At 70.9% G+C, this 17,536-nt stretch carries 13 protein-coding genes and 1 pseudogene; 5 read left to right on the top strand and 9 right to left on the bottom strand.

The features are described 5' to 3' along the window. Positions 1 to 31 precede the first annotated feature (31 nt). Complete coding sequence (locus tag RCO28_RS28005) at positions 32 to 2,548, bottom strand: ThuA domain-containing protein (RefSeq protein ID WP_308944061.1); 2,517 nt, start codon at positions 2,546 to 2,548, stop codon at positions 32 to 34. 211 nt (positions 2,549 to 2,759) lie between these two features. On the opposite strand from RCO28_RS28005, the gene RCO28_RS28000 reads away from it, so the two are divergent. Both RCO28_RS28000 and RCO28_RS27995 read left to right on the top strand, forming a co-directional pair. Further along, on the top strand, positions 2,760 to 3,746 hold the full coding sequence (locus RCO28_RS28000) for a multicopper oxidase domain-containing protein (RefSeq protein WP_308944060.1): 987 nt from the start codon (positions 2,760 to 2,762) through the stop codon (positions 3,744 to 3,746). A 165-nt stretch (positions 3,747 to 3,911) separates the two neighbouring features. Next, positions 3,912 to 4,949: a LacI family DNA-binding transcriptional regulator gene (locus tag RCO28_RS27995; RefSeq protein WP_308944059.1), complete on the top strand. Its 1,038-nt coding sequence runs from the start codon at positions 3,912 to 3,914 to the stop codon at positions 4,947 to 4,949. Positions 4,950 to 4,982: 33 nt separating this feature from the next. Here RCO28_RS27995 and RCO28_RS27990 read toward each other — a convergent pair whose 3' ends face one another. Continuing rightward, positions 4,983 to 6,209 (bottom strand): glycoside hydrolase family 64 protein, encoded by a 1,227-nt coding sequence (locus RCO28_RS27990; RefSeq protein WP_308944058.1) that lies wholly within the window; start codon positions 6,207 to 6,209, stop codon positions 4,983 to 4,985. 316 nt (positions 6,210 to 6,525) lie between these two features. On the opposite strand from RCO28_RS27990, the gene RCO28_RS27985 reads away from it, so the two are divergent. Both RCO28_RS27985 and RCO28_RS27980 read left to right on the top strand, forming a co-directional pair. Next, a complete protein-coding gene (locus RCO28_RS27985) occupies positions 6,526 to 7,314 on the top strand; it encodes a VOC family protein (RefSeq protein WP_308944057.1) in 789 nt (262 codons plus the stop codon). A gap of 496 nt (positions 7,315 to 7,810) precedes the next feature. Then, positions 7,811 to 8,101, top strand: coding sequence for a WhiB family transcriptional regulator (locus RCO28_RS27980; RefSeq protein ID WP_308944056.1), 291 nt, complete (start codon positions 7,811 to 7,813; stop codon positions 8,099 to 8,101). 26 nt (positions 8,102 to 8,127) lie between these two features. Here RCO28_RS27980 and RCO28_RS27975 read toward each other — a convergent pair whose 3' ends face one another. The 5 genes and pseudogenes from RCO28_RS27975 to RCO28_RS27955 all read right to left on the bottom strand — a co-directional run bounded on the left by RCO28_RS27975 (position 8,128) and on the right by RCO28_RS27955 (position 14,723). Then, on the bottom strand, positions 8,128 to 9,099 hold the full coding sequence (locus tag RCO28_RS27975; RefSeq protein ID WP_308944055.1) for an acyl-ACP desaturase: 972 nt from the start codon (positions 9,097 to 9,099) through the stop codon (positions 8,128 to 8,130). Between the two features lie 181 nt (positions 9,100 to 9,280). Further along, positions 9,281 to 10,057, bottom strand: a complete 777-nt coding sequence (gene ddaH / locus RCO28_RS27970) for a dimethylargininase (RefSeq protein ID WP_308944054.1) — start codon at positions 10,055 to 10,057, stop codon at positions 9,281 to 9,283. A gap of 156 nt (positions 10,058 to 10,213) precedes the next feature. Further along, positions 10,214 to 12,285 (bottom strand): annotated as a pseudogene (locus RCO28_RS27965) (ATP-binding cassette domain-containing protein). A gap of 75 nt (positions 12,286 to 12,360) precedes the next feature. Beyond that, a complete protein-coding gene (locus RCO28_RS27960) occupies positions 12,361 to 14,001 on the bottom strand; it encodes an ABC-F family ATP-binding cassette domain-containing protein (protein WP_308944053.1) in 1,641 nt (546 codons plus the stop codon). Between the two features lie 305 nt (positions 14,002 to 14,306). Further along, positions 14,307 to 14,723: an SsgA family sporulation/cell division regulator gene (locus tag RCO28_RS27955; RefSeq protein WP_308944052.1), complete on the bottom strand. Its 417-nt coding sequence runs from the start codon at positions 14,721 to 14,723 to the stop codon at positions 14,307 to 14,309. A 292-nt stretch (positions 14,724 to 15,015) separates the two neighbouring features. On the opposite strand from RCO28_RS27955, the gene RCO28_RS27950 reads away from it, so the two are divergent. Then, positions 15,016 to 16,047: an oxidoreductase gene (locus RCO28_RS27950; RefSeq protein ID WP_308944051.1), complete on the top strand. Its 1,032-nt coding sequence runs from the start codon at positions 15,016 to 15,018 to the stop codon at positions 16,045 to 16,047. A 10-nt stretch (positions 16,048 to 16,057) separates the two neighbouring features. On the opposite strand, the gene RCO28_RS27945 is transcribed toward RCO28_RS27950, so the two are convergent. Both RCO28_RS27945 and RCO28_RS27940 read right to left on the bottom strand, forming a co-directional pair. Next, positions 16,058 to 16,357 carry a YciI family protein gene (locus tag RCO28_RS27945; RefSeq protein ID WP_308944050.1) on the bottom strand — a complete coding sequence of 100 codons (300 nt, stop codon included), beginning with the start codon at positions 16,355 to 16,357 and terminating at the stop codon, positions 16,058 to 16,060. 31 nt (positions 16,358 to 16,388) lie between these two features. After that, the gene (locus tag RCO28_RS27940; RefSeq protein WP_308944049.1) at positions 16,389 to 17,477 is read right to left on the bottom strand and encodes a hypothetical protein; all 1,089 of its coding nucleotides are present in this window, start codon (positions 17,475 to 17,477) and stop codon (positions 16,389 to 16,391) included. Positions 17,478 to 17,536: the final 59 nt, after the last annotated feature.

The raw sequence follows: 17,536 nt of genomic DNA, 5'->3' as shown, positions 1-17,536 counted from the left end.
CCCGTAGGAATCTCCGTCTGTGTCTCACCGGTCAGCCCTTCCTGGCCAGCTGGTCGGCGCTCGGCGTGGCCGCGCCGCCCTCGTAAGTGACGCGCCACAGCGCCGACTTGGCGTCCGAGGTGAAGAAGCCGCGGCCGTAGTCGAGGACGTACAGCGAACCGTCCGGCGCGAACTTCCAGTCCATGAGGTTCTTGATGCCGTCGTTGCCGATCGGCACGATCTTCTTCAGCGACTCCGCGTGCACCGGGATGCCGCCCTTGCCGACCGTCTTCGGGTCGGTGAGCACCGCGTGCCGCGGCTGGTCCTGGTCGTAGAAGTCACCGACGAACCACTTGCCGTCCCAGTACGCCGGCCACTTGACGTCGCTCGCGCTGTCCGCGTCGTACCGGTACAGCGGACCGTTCATCGCGGCCTGCCCGCCGCCCTTCAGCCACGGCAGGCGGAACGTCTGCTCCTCGGGCTTGTACGAGGGCACGCCGTTCTCGTCGCGCGGGAAGTCCGGGCCGCCGCCCGCGGGGGAGTACCAGATGGTGTTGGACGTCACCGGCGGCACGTTCACCAGGCCGTCGTTGTTCGGCGACTCGTTCTTCGGGGCGTCGCAGTCGTACCAGCCGAGCGGCTTCGTCGGATCCGGCATATTGCGGTCCCGGTACGGCTGCTTGTTGCCCATGCAGTACGGCCAGCCGTGGTTGCCCGGGCCCGTGATCGCGGCGAACGTGTCGTACTTCGCCGGGCCCCAGGTGGTCGACGGCTCACCGGCGTCGGGGCCGACCCAGCCCGCGTACAGGGTGTCGGTCTCCTTGTCGATCGAGATGCGCGCCGGGTTGCGCACGCCCATCACATAGATCTCGCCGCGCGTCTTGCCGCCGCCCTCGTCCTCCTCCTTGCCCGTGAAGAGGTTGCCTTCGGGCAGGGTGTACGTGCCGTCCGGCTCCGGGTGGATGCGGAGGATCTTGCCGTTGAGGTTGTTGGTGTTGCCCGCGGTGCGGCGCGCGTCCGCGAACGAGACGCCCTTGAAGTTCGGCTCGGGGTTGTTGCCGGAGTAACCGTCGCTGAAGCGGCTGGAGTTGTTGTCGCCCGTCGCGATGTAGAGGTTGTCCTGGGAGTCCCAGGCCATGCCGCCGCCCGCGTGGCAGCAACTGTGGATCTGCACGGGCCACTTGAGCAGGACCTTCTCGCTGCCCAGGTCCAGCTTGTTCGTCGCCTGGTCGAGCGTGAAGCGGGAGACGCGGCGCTCGGCCATGTGCGTCTCGCGGTTGATCTCGGAGTGCGGCGTGTAGTGCAGATACACCCAGCCGTTGTCCGCGAACTCCGGGTCCAGCTCGATGCCGAGCAGCCCTTCCTCGTTCTTGACGAGCTCGTCGCCGCCGCCCTTGTTGCCGAACACCGTGAGCGCACCGGCGAGTTGGACCTTCTTGGTCTTCGGGTCGTAGACGTGGATCTCGCCCTTGCCCTTGCCGATGTCCGGGTTGTTCCAGTCGGTCACCACGGGCTGCGAGGAGTCGGCGCCGCCGCGGCCGATGTAGAACACCCGCCCGTCCTCGGCGGTGACCAGTCCGTGCGGTTCGCCGATCTGGTCGTTCTGGCCCGGCTGGTTGGGCTGCGTGAGCCGCTCCGCCTTGTAGTTGCTGTTGATCGCGGCCTTGCAGTCGGCCCGCACGAGCCGGGTCGTCCACAGCAGCGCGCCCCGCAGATGGGTGCGGAAGTCCGCCTCGGAGTAGGAGTCGACGGTGCCGCCCATGCCGGTGTAGAAGGACCGCCCGCCGTCGTAGTCACGGCACCAACTCACCGGGTGGTCGGGGCCGTTGGCGCCCTCGCCGGGCTTGTACGTCGCCTCGCGCACGCGGGCCACTGTGTGCACGTCGCCGGAGGGGTTCTTCTCCCAGTTGAGCCATTTGTCCGGGCGCTTCCACTCCAGGGGGAGTTCCTTGGTGGCCGGGTGCTGCCGGTCGCCCACCTCGACGGTCGCGCGCTGCGCGGTGGCGCCGCTGCCCTCCGCGGGGCGGGCGCCGACCAGACCGGTGAACCAGTCCGAGTACGGCTCGGTGCGGGCCGCGTCATGGATGCCGAGGAAGCCGCCGCCGGCCTCCATGTACGCCTCAAGGCCCAACTCCTGCTCGGGCTCCAGGACATCGCCGCCGCCGGTCAGGAACACCACCGCGTTGAACCGGCCGAGCCGGCGCTCGTCGGTGAAGACCGAACCGTCGTCGGTGGCGGTGACGGTGAAGCGCTGCGCGACGGGACCCGACCCGCCGATCTTCTCGACGGCCTCGATCCCGGCGTTGACCAGCGGCGTCTCCTCGCTCGCCGAACCGTGGAAGAGCAGCACCCGCACCTTGCTCCCGCCCGGCGGCGAAGGCAGCGACATCGTTGTCGCGGCCGTATCGCCCGGCCCCGGATACGGTCGCGCGGTGGCGGGCCCGGAGGCGAGGAGGCCCGCGGCGAGGGCTCCCACCGCGGTTCCGGTCGCCCAGAGTCTGCGAGATCTGTGTCTGCGTCGGGTCAACCCGTGGGAATCCCCGGGTTTTTGACGCGGTGCGCTCCGCATGTGGTCACCCACCCCTTATCGGTCACAGCAACAGCGCCATGGAAGCTAGACCTCTTTCCGTGGTCCGCCAATAGCTATGACCGCGATTGCACAAACTTTGTCCTGAGTGTGGATAAACGAGGGGACCGAAGCTACGGTGTGGCCGTCCGAGGGGTCCTTGGCACGTCCTTGGTACCCCGTCAATCTCGTGACGGACGTGGGGAGTTCGGCGATGGCGGAAACAGTGGGCGGGGCGCTGGGCAGACGTGGCTTCAACCGGCGCCTGTTCGCCGGGGGAGCGGCGGTCGCGGCCGGTCTGACATCGATGTCGGGCGTGCTTCCCGGCTCGGCTCAGGAGGCCTCCGCGGACGCGGGCGGCAAGGCCGCGGCGAAGGGCGAGACCCGGCACATCAAGCTGTACGTCGAGAAGCTCGCCGACGGGCAGATGGGGTACGGCCTGGAGAAGGGCAAGGCCTCGATCCCCGGACCGCTCCTGGAGATGGTCGAGGGCGACACCCTGCACATCGAGGTGGAGAACCTCACCGACGTCGACGTCAGCCTGCACCCGCACGGCGTGGACTACGAGATCGGCAGCGACGGCACCCGGCACAACAACAGCCATGTGGAGCCCGGCAAGTCCCGTACGTACACCTGGCGCACGCACGCCCCCGGCCGCCGCAAGGACGGCACCTGGCGGGCGGGCAGCGCGGGCTACTGGCACTACCACGACCACGTCGTCGGCACCGACCACGGCACCGGCGGACTGCGCAAGGGCCTCTACGGCGGGCTGATCGTGCGGCGCGAGGGCGATGTCCTGCCGGACAAGACCTACACGATCGTCTTCAACGACATGACCATCAACAACCTCCCCAAGGGGCCCGACCTCAAGGCCACCGTGGGCGACCGCGTCGAGATCCTGATGATCACGCACGGCGAGTACTACCACACCTGGCACATGCACGGTCACCGCTGGGCGGACAACCGCACGGGCATCCTCACCGGCCCCGACGACCCCAGCCAGGTCATCGACAACAAGATCACCGGCCCCGCCGACTCCTTCGGCTACCAGGTCGTCGCGGGCGAGGGCGTCGGCGCGGGCGCGTGGATGTACCACTGCCACGTCCAGAGCCACTCCGACATGGGGATGGCGGGAATGTTCCTGGTGGCGAAGCCGGACGGGACGATTCCGGGGCATGACGGGGGGCATGGGGGGCACTAGGGTTCGGCGGTCGGCCCCCGGCACCGTCGACTCGGGCACCGTCTGTCGCCCTGCGGGCGGCTTCTTCCCCACCCCGCCCCGGCCGACCGGGTGGGTCGGACAACCCCCGTGGATATCCTGGCCGGAACGTCGTACCCCCCTCCGGCCCGAGGAGTGCCCCCGAACGTGACCGACCCGCGCCCCACCCTGGAAGCCGTCGCCGCCCACGCGGGCGTCTCCCGCGCCACCGTGTCCCGCGTCGTCAACGGCGGTGCGGGCGTGCGCAGTTCACTCGCCGAGAAGGTCCTCCGCGCCGTCGAAGAGCTGGGTTACGTGCCCAACCAGGCCGCCCGTACCCTCGTCACCCGGCGCCACGACGCGGTCGCCGTGGTCATCGCCGAACCCGAGACGCGCGTCTTCACCGACCCGTTCTTCGCCCAGCAGTTGCGCGGCATCAGCAAGGAACTCACCGCTCACGACTCGCAGTTGGTGCTGCTGCTCGTCGAGGGCAAGGACGACTACGCGCGCGTGGGCCGCTATCTCGCGGGCGGGCACGTCGACGGGGCGCTGGTGTTCTCCGTGCATCTCGACGACGAACTCCCCGACATCATCCGGGGATCCGCCCTGCCCACGGTGTTCGGCGGCCGCCCGGACCGCGGCGGCCGGCGCACCCCGTACGTCGACTGCGACAACCGCGGCGGCGCCCGTGAGGCCGTACGGCATCTGCGGTCCCTGGGCCGGGAGCGGATAGCGCACATCGCGGGACCGCTCGACCAGACCTCGGCCGTGGACCGCCTCGACGGCTACCGCGACGTCCTGCCGGAGGCCGACCCGGCGCTGGTCGCGCGCGGCGACTTCACCCCGGCGGGCGGCGAGCGCGCGATGCGTGAACTCCTGGCCCACAACCCGGACCTGGACGCGGTGTTCGCCGCCAACGACCTGACGGCGGCCGGGGCGCTCAGGGTGCTGCACGAGCACGGGCGGCGCGTGCCCGAGGACGTGGCGGTCGTCGGCTTCGACGACATGGAGCCGGTCGCGGAGCAGACGAGCCCGCCGCTCACCACCGTGCGCCAGGACATCGAGGAGATGGGCCGCCTGATGGCCCGGCTGCTGCTGCGCGCACTGGAACGGGGCGGTGACCAGGGAAGCCCTCCGGAGGACCCTGTCACCGCCCCGGCCTCGGTCATCACGCCCACGGCACTGGTGCGGCGGGCCTCGGCATGAGCGTCGGCCTGAGCGCCCGCCCCGCCCGCCCGGTCAGGAGCCGACCGACACCGTGAACCGCCGCGGGTTCCCGTCGTGGGCCGCGCCCGACACGTCCGGCTCGCCGTCGGGACGTACGTCGTCGTACGGGAAGGCGTACCCGATCGGGGAGTTGGCGTGGACGACCCGCGCCCAGTGGTTGGTCGTCGCGTCCTTGTAGTAGTCCGCGGCCGTGGTGCCGTTCGGCTGCTCGGGGTGGCTGAGCATGATGCTGCGGTTGAAGCCCGCCGCGAGCCGCGCGATCAGGCCCTTCTTGTCGTCCGGGTCGTCCGGGTTGTTGGTGAACGGGCCGTGGTTGCAGGTGAAGACGTCCTTCGAGGTCGGCTTGGCGAAGCTGTGCCCGCCGTCGAACGTCAGCGTGTCCCCGCTGACCCGGCCGACCTTCACACCGCGGCCGCCCTGCAGGTCGATGCGCAGGTCCTCGGAGCGGTACTTGTCCCAGACCTGGTCGATGTAGCCGTTCCACAGGTCGCGGAAGGGCATCTCGTCCGGCCGGTCGAAGTAGGGGGCCATCAGGTTCTGCGGCGAGATCACCCGCAGCACCTTCCCGTCCCCGCCCTTGATCACCAGCTGGTCCCACGGCTGCCCGTCCTTCGCGGTCTGCGCCGCCAGGTCGTCCGCGATCTTCTGCACGGCCCCGTCGGGCAGCGGCGCCACCTCGTGCGTACCGTCGCCCTCCAGCTTCAGCCCGATCGGCAGCGCGGTCACCAGGTCGACATAGCTGATGTTGGCGTACAGCTGCTGCGGGTTGAACGTGAACTCGCAGAACGACCAGGTCCGCCCGTAGTTGGGGTCCTCCTCCGTCGCGAACGCGGGCTCTACGAGGGAGGGGCCGGGGTTGAGGAAGAAGTCCAGCTTGTCGTCGCGTACGAAGTACACGCGAGCGCCGAACATTTGAGGAAGCGTCAGCACGACCGGGGCCTCGCCGGGGCCGCCCAGCGGGATGGCGCAGTCGACGGGCAGCGGGGTCTGCGGCTGGGCGGGCGACTCGGGACGGTACACGCTGCCGTCCGGCCGCAGCAGCACCCAGCGGTCGGTGCCCTGCTCGTGCCCGGTGACGTACGCGTGCACCGTCCCCGTCAACGACTTGTTCTCCAGGGCGAGTTCACAGGTCTCCGGTGCCGCCTTGGCACTGGGACTGAGAGCGCTTCCCCAGACGGGGTAGGTCAGCGCGGTGGCGGCACCTGCGGTGGCGGTCAAGAACACTCGGCGCGATATCACGGAGTCTCCTGGGGTGTGGGGGAACGCGGGGGTGGGGGCGTCCGCGTGCCGACCACCTTGGCCAAGTCCCGTACAAGCGTCAAGAGTTGTGGCTGAGAGCGCTCTCTTCGGGAAGGTTCCTTCACAAGTCGGTGGGCTGGAGGGCCGGGGCACGCACGACGCCGAAGGTGCGGTCTCGGCTCGGGGGAGACGGTCCCCAGGCGGCGCGACCTCGCTTCCGGACGCGATTGTCAGTGCCCGGTGCCAGACTCGAAGAGGCAGCACGGACCGGACCATTGAAGAGGCAGCACAGAGGGACCCTTAAGGAGCGCTCATCATGCTCACCACCAGCTTCGTCACCGGCTCACTGACCTGGGCGGACCTCGGCACCCCGGACATCGAGCGGGCCAACGGCTTCTACGGCGGCGTCCTCGGCTGGACGTCCGAGGGTGACAGCGAGAAGTTCGGCGGTTACGTGACGTACCGCAGCGACGGCCAGTCCGTGGCCGGCGGCATGCAGGTCCCGGAGGCGGAGGCCCCGCCCTCCTGGTCGCTCTACTTCCGCACGCCGGACGCCGAGGCCACCGCGAAGGCGGTCGAGCAGGCCGGAGGCACGGTCGTCCTGGAGCCGATGGACGTCGGCGACCTGGGGCGGATGACGGTGTGCACGGATCCGACGGGCGCGGGTTTCAGCGTCTGGCAGGCCGGCGCGATGCCCGGCTTCGAGGCCGTGCAGCGCCCGGGCTCGCTCTGCTGGGCCGAGCTGTACACCTCGGACGTCGCCGCGGCCTCCGCGTTCTACAGCACGGCGATCGGCCTGCAGACGTACGACGTCCCGTTCCCGGGCGGCTCGTACACGACGCTGTATCCGGAGGGCACGGACCCGGAATCGATGTTCGGCGGAGTGGTGCCCAGAGAGATCGACCCGCTGGAGGCCGAGGGCCCCTCGCACTGGCTGCCGTACTTCGAGGTCTCCGACTGCGACGCGGCCGCCGCGAAGGCCGCGGAGCTCGGCGGCTCGGTGGGGATGGGGCCGACGGACCTGAAGGACGTGGGCCGTATCGCCAAGGTGGCCGACCCGTTCGGTGCGCGGTTCGCGGTGATGCGGTCGGCTGCGCGGGCGTAGGTGGTCGGCGGGGTGCGGGTCGACTCGGGCACCGTCGCGGGGGCTTCGCCCCCGGGCCCCCATGTCCGGGGCTGCCGCCCCTGGACCCCGCGTCTCGGGTCGTGTTTCGGCTCCCGCGCCGTCGTGGCTTGTCGCGCAGTTCCCCGCGCCCCTAAAAGCCGGCCCCGCCCGCAATATCCAGCCCCTCCGGCGTTTGAGATGGGGGTCCCCCTGCTCTGGGGGCACCTCCCGGCCGAAGGCTGGGGGAGAAGCCGAGAGCTTGGGGGAGGGGGTCCGGGGGCTGGCCCCCGAAGCGCCGCAGCCACGCGGCGCCAGCCGCATATCGGGCACAGTCGGGAAGGGGCGGGGAGGGGAAAAAGACCCGGCGCGCCGCCTTCCGCCCGACAGCACCCCACGGCATCCTGCACAGGCCCGCCGCCGGCGTGAACGGCTGGATGAACGAGCCGTTGATCGTTCATTGATCGCTTGTTTCGCCGTGCCCGGCACGATGGCGCTCATGATCGGCAAGTCCACCACTCAGACCCCGAACGCCGGGGTGTCCGACGACCGTCCCAGCTGGCTCGACCTCGCGCTGTGCGCCCAGACCGGGTCGGCGTTCTTCTTCCCCGAGCCGGGCAGCTCCGTGCGCGAGGCCAAGCAGATCTGCCTGGCCTGCGAGGGGCGCGCCGCCTGTCTTGAGTACGCCCTCGCCAACGACGAACGGTTCGGCGTCTGGGGCGGCCTGTCCGAGAAGGAGCGCGAGCGCCTCAGAAAGGGCCCGGCCCGCAGGTCGGCCGACCGCGCCTGAGCCCGGCCCTGTACCTCGTGGGAAGGTCAGCGTCCGCGCGCAGCGATGCGCGCCTTGCGCGCCGCCAGCTTCTCGTCGAACTTGGCCGCCTCGGCGTCGAGCCCGCCCATGTACATGCCGAGCTCCTCCTGCGCCTTCAGACCCTCCGGGCCGAGCCCGTCGATCTCCAGGACCTTCAGGTGGCGGAGCACCGGCTGCAGCACGTCGTCGTGGTGGATGCGCATGTTGTAGATCTCGCCGATCGCCATCTGCGCCGCGGCCCGCTCGAAGCCGGGCATGCCGTGGCCGGGCATGCGGAAGTTGACCACGACGTCCCGCACGGCCTGCATGGTCAGGTCGGGGGCGAGCTGGAAGGCCGACTTCAGCAGGTTCCGGTAGAAGACCATGTGCAGGTTCTCGTCGGTCGCGATGCGCGCCAGCATCCGGTCGCAGATCGGGTCGCCCGACTGGTGGCCGGTGTTGCGGTGCGAGATGCGGGTGGCCAGCTCCTGGAACGCGACGTACGCGACGGAATGCAGCATCGAGTGCCGGTTGTCGGACTCGAAGCCCTCGCTCATGTGGGCCATCCGGAACTGCTCCAGCTTGACCGGGTCGACGGCGCGCGAGGCGAGGAGGTAGTCACGCATGACGATGCCGTGCCTGCCCTCCTCGGCGGTCCAGCGGTGCACCCAGGTGCCCCACGCGCCGTCGCGGCCGAAGAGGCTCGCGATCTCGTGGTGGTAGCTGGGCAGGTTGTCCTCGGTGAGGAGATTGACCACGAGGGCGGTCTTGCCGATGTCGGTGACCTTGGACTGGCCGGGCTCCCACTCCTCGCCGTCTTCGAAGAACTCCGGGAAGTTGCGCCCGTCGCCCCACGGCACGTAGTCGTGCGGCATCCAGTCCTTGGTGACCTTGAGGTGGCGGTTGAGCTCCGTCTCCACGACCTCTTCGAGGGCGTACAGCAGCCGGGCATCGGTCCAGGTGTCCGGGCTGCCGAGGTGGGGAGAGGCGATCGTCACGGGGGCTCCTGCGGGGACGGAGGTGCTGTGCTCTTGCTGCGGCTTACCTACGGGGACGTAGCCTACGAGACCGTAGGTTACGAGACCGTAGGTTAAGAGGCAGGTAAAGGGTCAGCCCCACCAGGGTGGGTGCGTGACCGATATCCCCCCTGTGTCCCCTATCTGAACAGGGGTTTTGTGGCTATCCGTGCAGATTGCGCAGTCGGACCGAGAGGCATGTCACGCAGCCCTCGAGCTTCTCGAACTCGCTGATGTCGACCAGTACGGGCGTGTAGCCGAGGTCCGCGAGCAGTTCCGCCGACTTCGGGGCGCTCGCCGCCATCAGGAGCCTGTCCCCGCCGAGCAGCACCACATGCGCGCCCGACTCCTCCGGCACCGGCAGGAAGGACCCGAACAGCGACGGGGTGTCCACCAGCGACGGATGCCCGATCACCGTGCCGTCCGGCAGCGCCGTGACCGCCGACTTCAGGTGCAGCGCGGACGAGACCGGCACCGCGACGACCCGCGCCCCGAGCGGCTCGAACGCGGCCCGCAGCTGCCGCACCCCGGCGGCGTTCGTGCGCCCGCCCCGCCCCACGTAGAGGGTGTCGCCGATCTTCAGGACGTCCCCGCCGTCCAGCGTGCCGGGCTCCCGCACCCGGTTCACGGAGGCGCCGAGCCCGGCCACGGCCTGCTCGACGGCGGCCGTCTCGGGGCGCCGTGACTCCGCGCCGGGGCGGGCGATCAGGGCGACGTTGCGGAACATCACCACGGAATCCTCGACGAACACCGCGTCCGGGCAGCCGTCGGCCGGGTCCACCTCGACCGTCTCCCAGCCGTGCGCCCGCAGCGCCTCGCCGTACGCCTCCCACTGCGCGAGCGCCAGCGGTACGTCGACCGGGGTGCGCTCCACGTGCGTGACGAGGCCCTCGGCGAGACGCGGGCCGGGGCGGCGGATCAGGGCCTTCTTGCTGGGCACGGGGGTGACTCCTTGCTGGTGGTTCGGCGACCGGTGGTTCGCCGACCGGTGGTTCGGTCGTGGCGCCATGATGCAAGGTCGCGGGGCTTACCGGAACCCCTGTTCCGGTGCCTCGTGCCCCCGGCGCGGAGCGCCCCTGGCATTCGCCCTCCGGGCTCAGTTCCTCGTGACCTCGCGGCGCAGATGTTCCGCCGTGAACGACCCCTCGGCGCGCAGGAGTTGGGTGGGCGTGCCCTCGAAGACGACGTGGCCGCCGTGTTTGCCGCCGTCCGGGCCGAGGTCGACGACCCAGTCGGCGCGCCGGACCACGTCCAGGTTGTGCTCGACCACCAGGACCGTGTTGCCGTCGTCGACCAGCCGGTCGAGCAGCGCGACCAGGCCGTCCACGTCCGCCATGTGCAGCCCGGTCGTCGGCTCGTCCAGGACGTACACCGCGCCCGTGCGGTGCAGCTGGGTGGCCAGCTTGATGCGCTGCCGCTCGCCGCCGGAGAGGGTGCCGAGGGGTTGGCCGAGGGTGAGGTACGTGAGGCCCACGTCGCGCAGGGCGCGCAGGCGGCGGCTCACGCCCTTGTCCGTGCCGCCGTCGAAGGGCGCGAAGAAGTCGAGCGCGTCGTCCGCCGTCATCTCCAGGACGTCCACCACGGACCGCCCGGCCAGGGTGAGCCGCAGCACCTCGTCCTTGAACCGTCGGCCCTCGCACGCCTCACACGTCGTCGTCACCGGGTCCATGAACGCCAGATCGCTGAAGATCACCCCGCGCCCCTGGCAACTCTCGCACGCGCCACGGGAGTTGAAGCTGAAGAGCCCCGGCTCGCTGCCCGTCTCGCGCGCGAACAGCTTGCGTACGGTGTCCATGATCCCGAGGTACGTCGCCGGGGTGGACCGCGCCGAGATCCCGATGGACGACTGGTCCACGACCACCGCCTCCGGATGCGCCGCCGTGAACGCCCCCGACACCAGGCTCGACTTCCCGGACCCCGCGACCCCCGTCACCGCCGTGAGCACCCCGGCCGGGAAGGCCACCGTCACGTCGTCCAGGTTGTGCAGCGAGGCGTCCCTGACCCAGAGTCGACCGGTCGGTCTGCGCGGGTTCCGCTTGACGTCCGGGTGGCGGTGCAGACAGCGGCCGGTGAGCGTCCCGGAGGCGCGCAGTCCCGTCACCGTCCCCTCGTACACGACCTGCCCGCCGCCCGTGCCCGCGCCGGGCCCCATGTCGATCACGTGGTCGGCGGCGGCGATGACGTCCGGGTCGTGCTCGACGACGAGGACCGTGTTGCCCTTGTCGCGGAGTCGCAGCAGCAGGTCGTTCAGGCGGCCCACGTCGCGCGGGTGCAGGCCGACGCTCGGCTCGTCGAAGATGTACGTCATGCCGGTGAGGCTCGACCCCAAATGCCGGACCATCTTGAGGCGTTGGCCCTCGCCGCCGGAGAGCGTGGGCGTCGGCCGGTCCAAGCACCCTCGCTGAGGAAGTCCTGCACGAGGTCGCGGGTCTTCTGGCTGAGCGCCGACAGGTCCCGCTTCAGGTAGAGCCGCTCGAACCGGTCCGCGAGCCCCTCGTAGTCGTTCTCGACCTCGAAGGTGGAGCCCTTCACCCACACCCGCCCGCCGCGCCCGCGCATGAGGAACTCCCGCTCCTCGGCGGTGAATTCACCCACGGGCCTGCACGCGTCGAGGTCCTGGCTGTTCACGTACGTCTGTCCGTGGAAGGTGCCGACGCGGAACGGCGGGAAGAGGACCGCGCCGTCCGCGAGGGACTTCGACTCGTCCAGGATGCGCCCGTAGTCGGGCCGGACCGTGCGGCCCAGGCCGTCGCACTCGGGGCACATCCCGGACGGGTCGTTGAAGGAGTACGCCGTCGCCGGGCCCGCGCTCGGCGTCCCGTACCGCGAGAACAGCACCCTGACCACCGAGTACACGTCCGTCATGGTGCCGACGGTGGACCGGGAGTGGCCGCCGATCGGCTTCTGGTCGACGACGATCGCGGGCGCGAGATCCTCCAGGCCGTCCGCGTGCGGCCGCTCGTACTTGGGCAGCCGGTTGCGGACGAACCAAGCGAAGGTCTCGTTGAGCTGGCGCTGTGACTCGACGGCGATCGTGTCGAAGACGATCGACGACTTTCCGGACCCCGACACCCCGGTGAAGACCGTGAGCAGGCCTTTCGGGATGCGCAGATCGACGTCCTTCAGGTTGTTCTCGCGGGCTCCGGTGATCACGATGTGCTCGGGCATGTAGGGCATGCCCCTGACGCTACGAGCGATACCCGACAGCTTCTGTCTGGATTCTCACCGGAGCCGCGAGGTGACTCACCGTGCTGCCATCAGCTCCCGCACCTCCTCCTTGGTCGTGTCCCGCAGCTCCCCGTCGAGCAGCAGCCAGCGCGTCACCCCGATCGACTCCAGGAACGCCAGATCGTGGCTGGCCACGATCAGCGCGCCCTCGTACGACTCCAGGGCCGAGGTCAGCTGCCGGGCGCTGGCCATGTCGAGGTTGTTCGTCGGCTCGTCCAGCATCAGCAGCTGCGGCGCGGGCTCGGCGAGCAGCAGCGCCGCGAGGGTCGCGCGGAACCGCTCGCCGCCGGAGAGCGTGCCCGCCTCCTGGTCGGCCTTCGCGCCCTTGAACAGGAAGCGGGCGAGGCGCGCCCGGATCCGGTTGTTGGTGGCGTCGGGGGCGGCCTGCGCGACGTTCTCGGCGACGCTCCGCGTGTCGTCCAGGACGTCGAGCCGCTGCGGCAGGAACCGCAGCGGTACGTGCGTCTCCACCTCGCCCCCGACCGCGTCGAGCTGCCCGGCGACGGTGCGCAGGAGCGTGGTCTTGCCCGCGCCGTTGCGGCCGACGAGCGCGATCCGCTCGGGCCCGCGCAGCTCGAACTCGCCTCTGACCTCGGCCCCGTAACGGAGCGTCAGTCCGCGCAGCGTGAGGACCTGGCGGCCCGGCGGTACCGCCGTGAAGGGCAGGTCGACGCGGATCTCGTCGTCGTCCCGCACCGCCTCCACGGCCTCGTCGAGCCGCTCCTTGGCCTCGCTGAGCTTCTCCTCGTGCATGATGCGGTGCTTGCCCGCGGAGACCTGGGCCTCCCGCTTGCGCGCGTTCATCACGATCTTCGGCTCGCGCTTCTGCGCGTACATCTTGTTGCCGTAGCGCATGCGGCGGGCCAACTTCATATGGGCGTCGGAGAGTTCCCGCTTCTGCCGCTTCAGGTCGCTCTCGGCGACGCGCACCATGCGCTCCGCCGCCTCCTGCTCGACCGCGATGGCCTCCTCGTACGCGGTGAAGTTGCCGCCGTACCAGGTGACTTCGCCGCCGCGCAGGTCGGCGATCTGGTCGACCAGGTCGAGGAGTTCACGGTCGTGGCTGACCACGACGAGCACGCCCGACCAGGCCTGGACGGCGGCGTGGAGCCGCTGCCGGGCGAACAGGTCGAGGTTGTTCGTCGGCTCGTCGAGCAGCAGTACGTCCGGTCGGCGAAGGAGCAGCGCGGCCAGCCTGAGCAGCACGGACTCGCCGCCGGACACCTCGCCGATGGTGCGGTCGAGGCCGATGTGGCCGAGCCCGAGCTGGTCGAGCGTGGCGATCGCGCGCTCCTCGACGTCCCAGTCGTCGCCGACGGCGGTGAAGTGCTCCTCAGCCGCGTCGCCCGCCTCGATGGCGTGCAGGGCGGCGCGGGTCGCGGCGATGCCGAGCACGGCGTCGACCCGCAGGCCGGTGTCGAGGGTGACGTTCTGCGGCAGGTAGCCGACCTCGCCGCTGACGCGGACGGTGCCGTCGGCGGGGGCGAGCTCTCCCGCGATGAGCTTCAACAGGGTTGATTTTCCTGACCCGTTGACCCCGATCAGGCCGGTGCGTCCGGGGCCGAAGGCGACCTGGAGGTCGTCGAAGACCTCGGTGCCGTCCGCCCAGTTGAAGCGGAGCGAGGTGCAGGCGATGGATGTGGGGTGGGTAGACATGGTGGGCGGCCTCCGGCGCGCTTGAAGTGACAGGGCAGCGCGTGGGGGACACGGGGGGTGCGACGGGGGAGCGCGACAGGGGCGGCCCCTGGTGGGGCGGAAGCAAGAAACAGAAAACCCTGCTGTCGCGGGGGGACGGCTCACCGTCGGAGGTCGCACCAGGCGCACACAGGAGGAATCACTGTGCTACGCGGTGTCCCAGGACCTCAGACGAGCAACGTCCTACTCCGATCGACGACAACAAGGCTCGTACAGCGTAAGGAGGCAGCCGTTCAGGCGTCAACGCCTTTTCGGCGTCGTCAGGATCAGCAGGCGTCGCGCAGCAGCTCGGCCAGGTCGCCGTCCACATCCAGGTGCAGATGCTCGCGCCCGGCCGGTACGAGGGCCGCCGCGCGCTTGAGGAAGCGGCGGAGCTCGCCGGTGCGCACATGCACGATGGCCGTGCCCTCGGGCGCGTGGAACTCCAGGACGGTCCGGTCGTAGCCGTACGGCCGCACCCGCACGTCCCCGTCGCCCGCGGCCTGGTCCACCCCGGCCGCGAGCAGCTCGCGGGCGAACGTCCAGGACACGTCGACGCCTTCCAGGGTCGCGGCCGCGGGGAACGCCATGCGCACGGCGTACGGATCGCGCACGTCGTACCGCAGGGTCGCCGGGATGCTCGGCATGCGCGGCGCGGACGCGATGAGGCGGGCCTCTACGGCTTGCTCGATGACGGTGGACAACGCCTGCTCCCTCGACGACTGCCGGGCGGGATGGACCCGGGCACTGGAGAAGACGGTGGAACGACGAAATCCGTGCACACGGGTCCTGGTGACGTGCGTCACCGACCGGCGGTTCGGCACAGGCCCGGGGCGGCCCTCTGGACGGCCCTGCCGGGGTGGGCTAGCTTCCCGGCGCATGAGGGGAACCAGGGGAGCGGGAGCAGGCAGAGGCGTACGGGGTGGACGTGGCCGCGGGCGCGGGGCGTGGCGCCGGTCCGCGGTGTCGGCGGGGGCGTGCGCGCTGGTGCTCGCCGTGACGCCCGCGGTCCCGGCGCAGGCCGACGAGACGGCGCGCGGCTCTTCCCGTACGGGGTGGGAGCTGAGGCCCAGCGGGAGCGACGCCCGCTTCCGTGGGCTCGCGGCGGTCAGCCGCTCCACGGCGTGGGTGGCCGGCTCGAAGGGCACGGTGCTGCGCACGGTCGACGGCGGCCGCGGCTGGACGGACGTGTCACCGCCGGGCGCGGGCGAGCTCGAGTTCCGGGACGTGGAGGCCTTCGACGCCCGCCGGGCCGTGGTCCTGGCCATCGGGGAGGGCGAGGCCTCACGGGTGTTCGTCACCGAGGACGGCGGCGCGAGTTGGACGGAGTCGTTCCGCAACACCGACCCGAAGGCGTTCTACGACTGCATGACGTTCTTCGACCGTCGGCACGGGCTCGCGATGAGCGATCCGGTCGACGGCAGGTACCGCATCCTGTCCACGGCCGACGGCGGCCGTTCCTGGACGGTGCTGCCCGACGACGGCATGCCCCCGGCCCAGGAGGGCGAGGCGGGCTTCGCGGCGAGCGGCCAGTGCCTGGTCTCGTCCGGGCCGCGGGACGTCTGGCTGGCCACCGGCGGCGCGGCCCACGCGCGCGTGCTGCACTCCGGGGACCGCGGCCGCACCTGGACGGCGACCACGACCCCGATCCCGGCGGGCGACCCGGCGCGCGGCGTCTTCGCGGTGGCGTTCCGCGACCGGCAGCACGGCCTCGCGGTGGGCGGCGACTACCGGCCGGACCAGGCCTCGCCCGACGCCGCCGCCCGCTCCACCGACGGCGGCCGCACCTGGACGCGCGCCGCCGAGCCTCCGCCCGCGTACCGCTCGGGTGTGACCTGGCTGCCGTACAGCCGCACCACGGCGCTCGCGGTCGGCCCGACCGGCACCGACGTCACCACGGACGCGGGCCGCACCTGGCGCACCGTCGACACCGCCTCGTACGACACGGTCGACTGCGCGCCGGACCGCGGCTGCTGGGCCTCGGGCGAGCAGGGGCGCATCGCCCGCCTGGAACGCCCGCGCCCGTAGCCCTGCTGCGTCAGGAGGGCAACTGCTGCTTGTACGGGGCGAGTTCGGGTGCCGTCTTGGTCGCGATGAACTCGGTCACGCGGTACTCGCAGACCCCGGCCGTGCTGAACGGGTCGGCGGCGGCGATCTTCTCGACGGCGGCCCGGTCCTCGCCGACGGCGATGATCACGCCGCCGTCCCGCGGGTTCTTCCGCCCGGAGGCGAGGAACGTGCCGTCGGCGAAGTGCCGGTCGAGCCATTCGACGTGGGCGTCCAGGTGGGGCTCCACGGACTCGATCGGGGCGGTGTAGGTCAACTCCAGTACGAACATGACGGCGAGACTATCCGGGCGCCGTCCCCCGTCAGTAATGGACCCGCGCCCCCACCGCCCGGTGGTCGGAGTAGTCCAGGTCGCGGTTGTCCCCGTCGTCGGAGAGCGCCTCGTCGGCCAGGTCGCCCTCGTCGAACGTCGGGACCACGGCGTCCGTCGTACGGGGCAGGGTGTCGCCGGGGCCCCGGGCGAGGAGGTAGTCGACGCGGCGGTGGGACCTGGTGAGCAGCGTCCAGCGGTCGGTGCGGCAGGCGGCCGGGTCCGCGGTGGTCTCGCAGTCGGCGTACACCGCGTCGCGGAAGCCGAGGGTGCTGCCGGCCAGGTCGCCGTTGGCCATCGCGTACCACTTGCGCCAGCCGGTGCCCTCGCGGTCGTGGGCGTTGGTGTCGCCGCCCGCGATGTAGAGGTCCGTCGCGCCGTACTGCGGGTGGCTGTCGTAGCCGTCCTCGGTCAGCTCGTCCGACAGCTCCACGGCGTTCTCGTCGGCGCACTTCTCGCCGCCGTGGGCCATCGTCGGCCAGTGGAAGGAGGCGGCCGTGACCGTACGGCCCGAGACGCGGTCCCGCAGCAGCGCCTTGACGCCCTTCGTCCGGGGCTGGTCGTTGTTCACACAGGCCCCGTCGACGTAGTTCTGCGCCTGCCAACGGTTGTCCGGCGACTGGGACTTGACCAGGGAGAACCGGTCGGCGCGCCAGATCACCGCGTTGGTCTGGCGCTTCTTGAAGGCGTTGCAGTCGCCGCCGGTCGTCGGCTCGGGGGCGTTCTCCGCGAGCACTCCGGCGAACTTCTCCCCGAAGTGCTCCTCCATCCGCTGCAGCAGCAGGTCCAGCTGGGACCGGTTGTTGAGCTGCTGCACCAGGTAGAGGTCGGGCTTCAGCTCCTGCGTGCGCATGTAGTACATGAGGTCGTGCCAGTCGCCCGCGCACTCGGCGGGCGGCTGCTCGTCCGAGGTGGGCAGGTTCTCCACGTTGGCGTCGTACACCTGGAGGAAGCCGGGGTCGGTGTTGGGCCGGGCCTCGGCTGCGGCCTGCGCTCCCGCGACGCCGGGGGCGAGTGCGGGTGCGCTGAGCGTCGTGAGGAGCACGGCGGCGGCAGCGAGATGCCGCGATCTGCCGCTCAAGGGACGGGTTCTGACGATTCGTGAGGATTGCGGCGTCTGCATGGCGCGATGGTAGGAGC

The sequence above is a fragment of the Streptomyces sp. LHD-70 genome, from assembly GCF_031157275.1.
GTDB lineage: Bacteria > Actinomycetota > Actinomycetes > Streptomycetales > Streptomycetaceae > Streptomyces.
The sequence above is the reverse complement of the archived record's forward strand: the minus strand, read 5'-3'. Positions and strand labels throughout refer to the sequence as shown.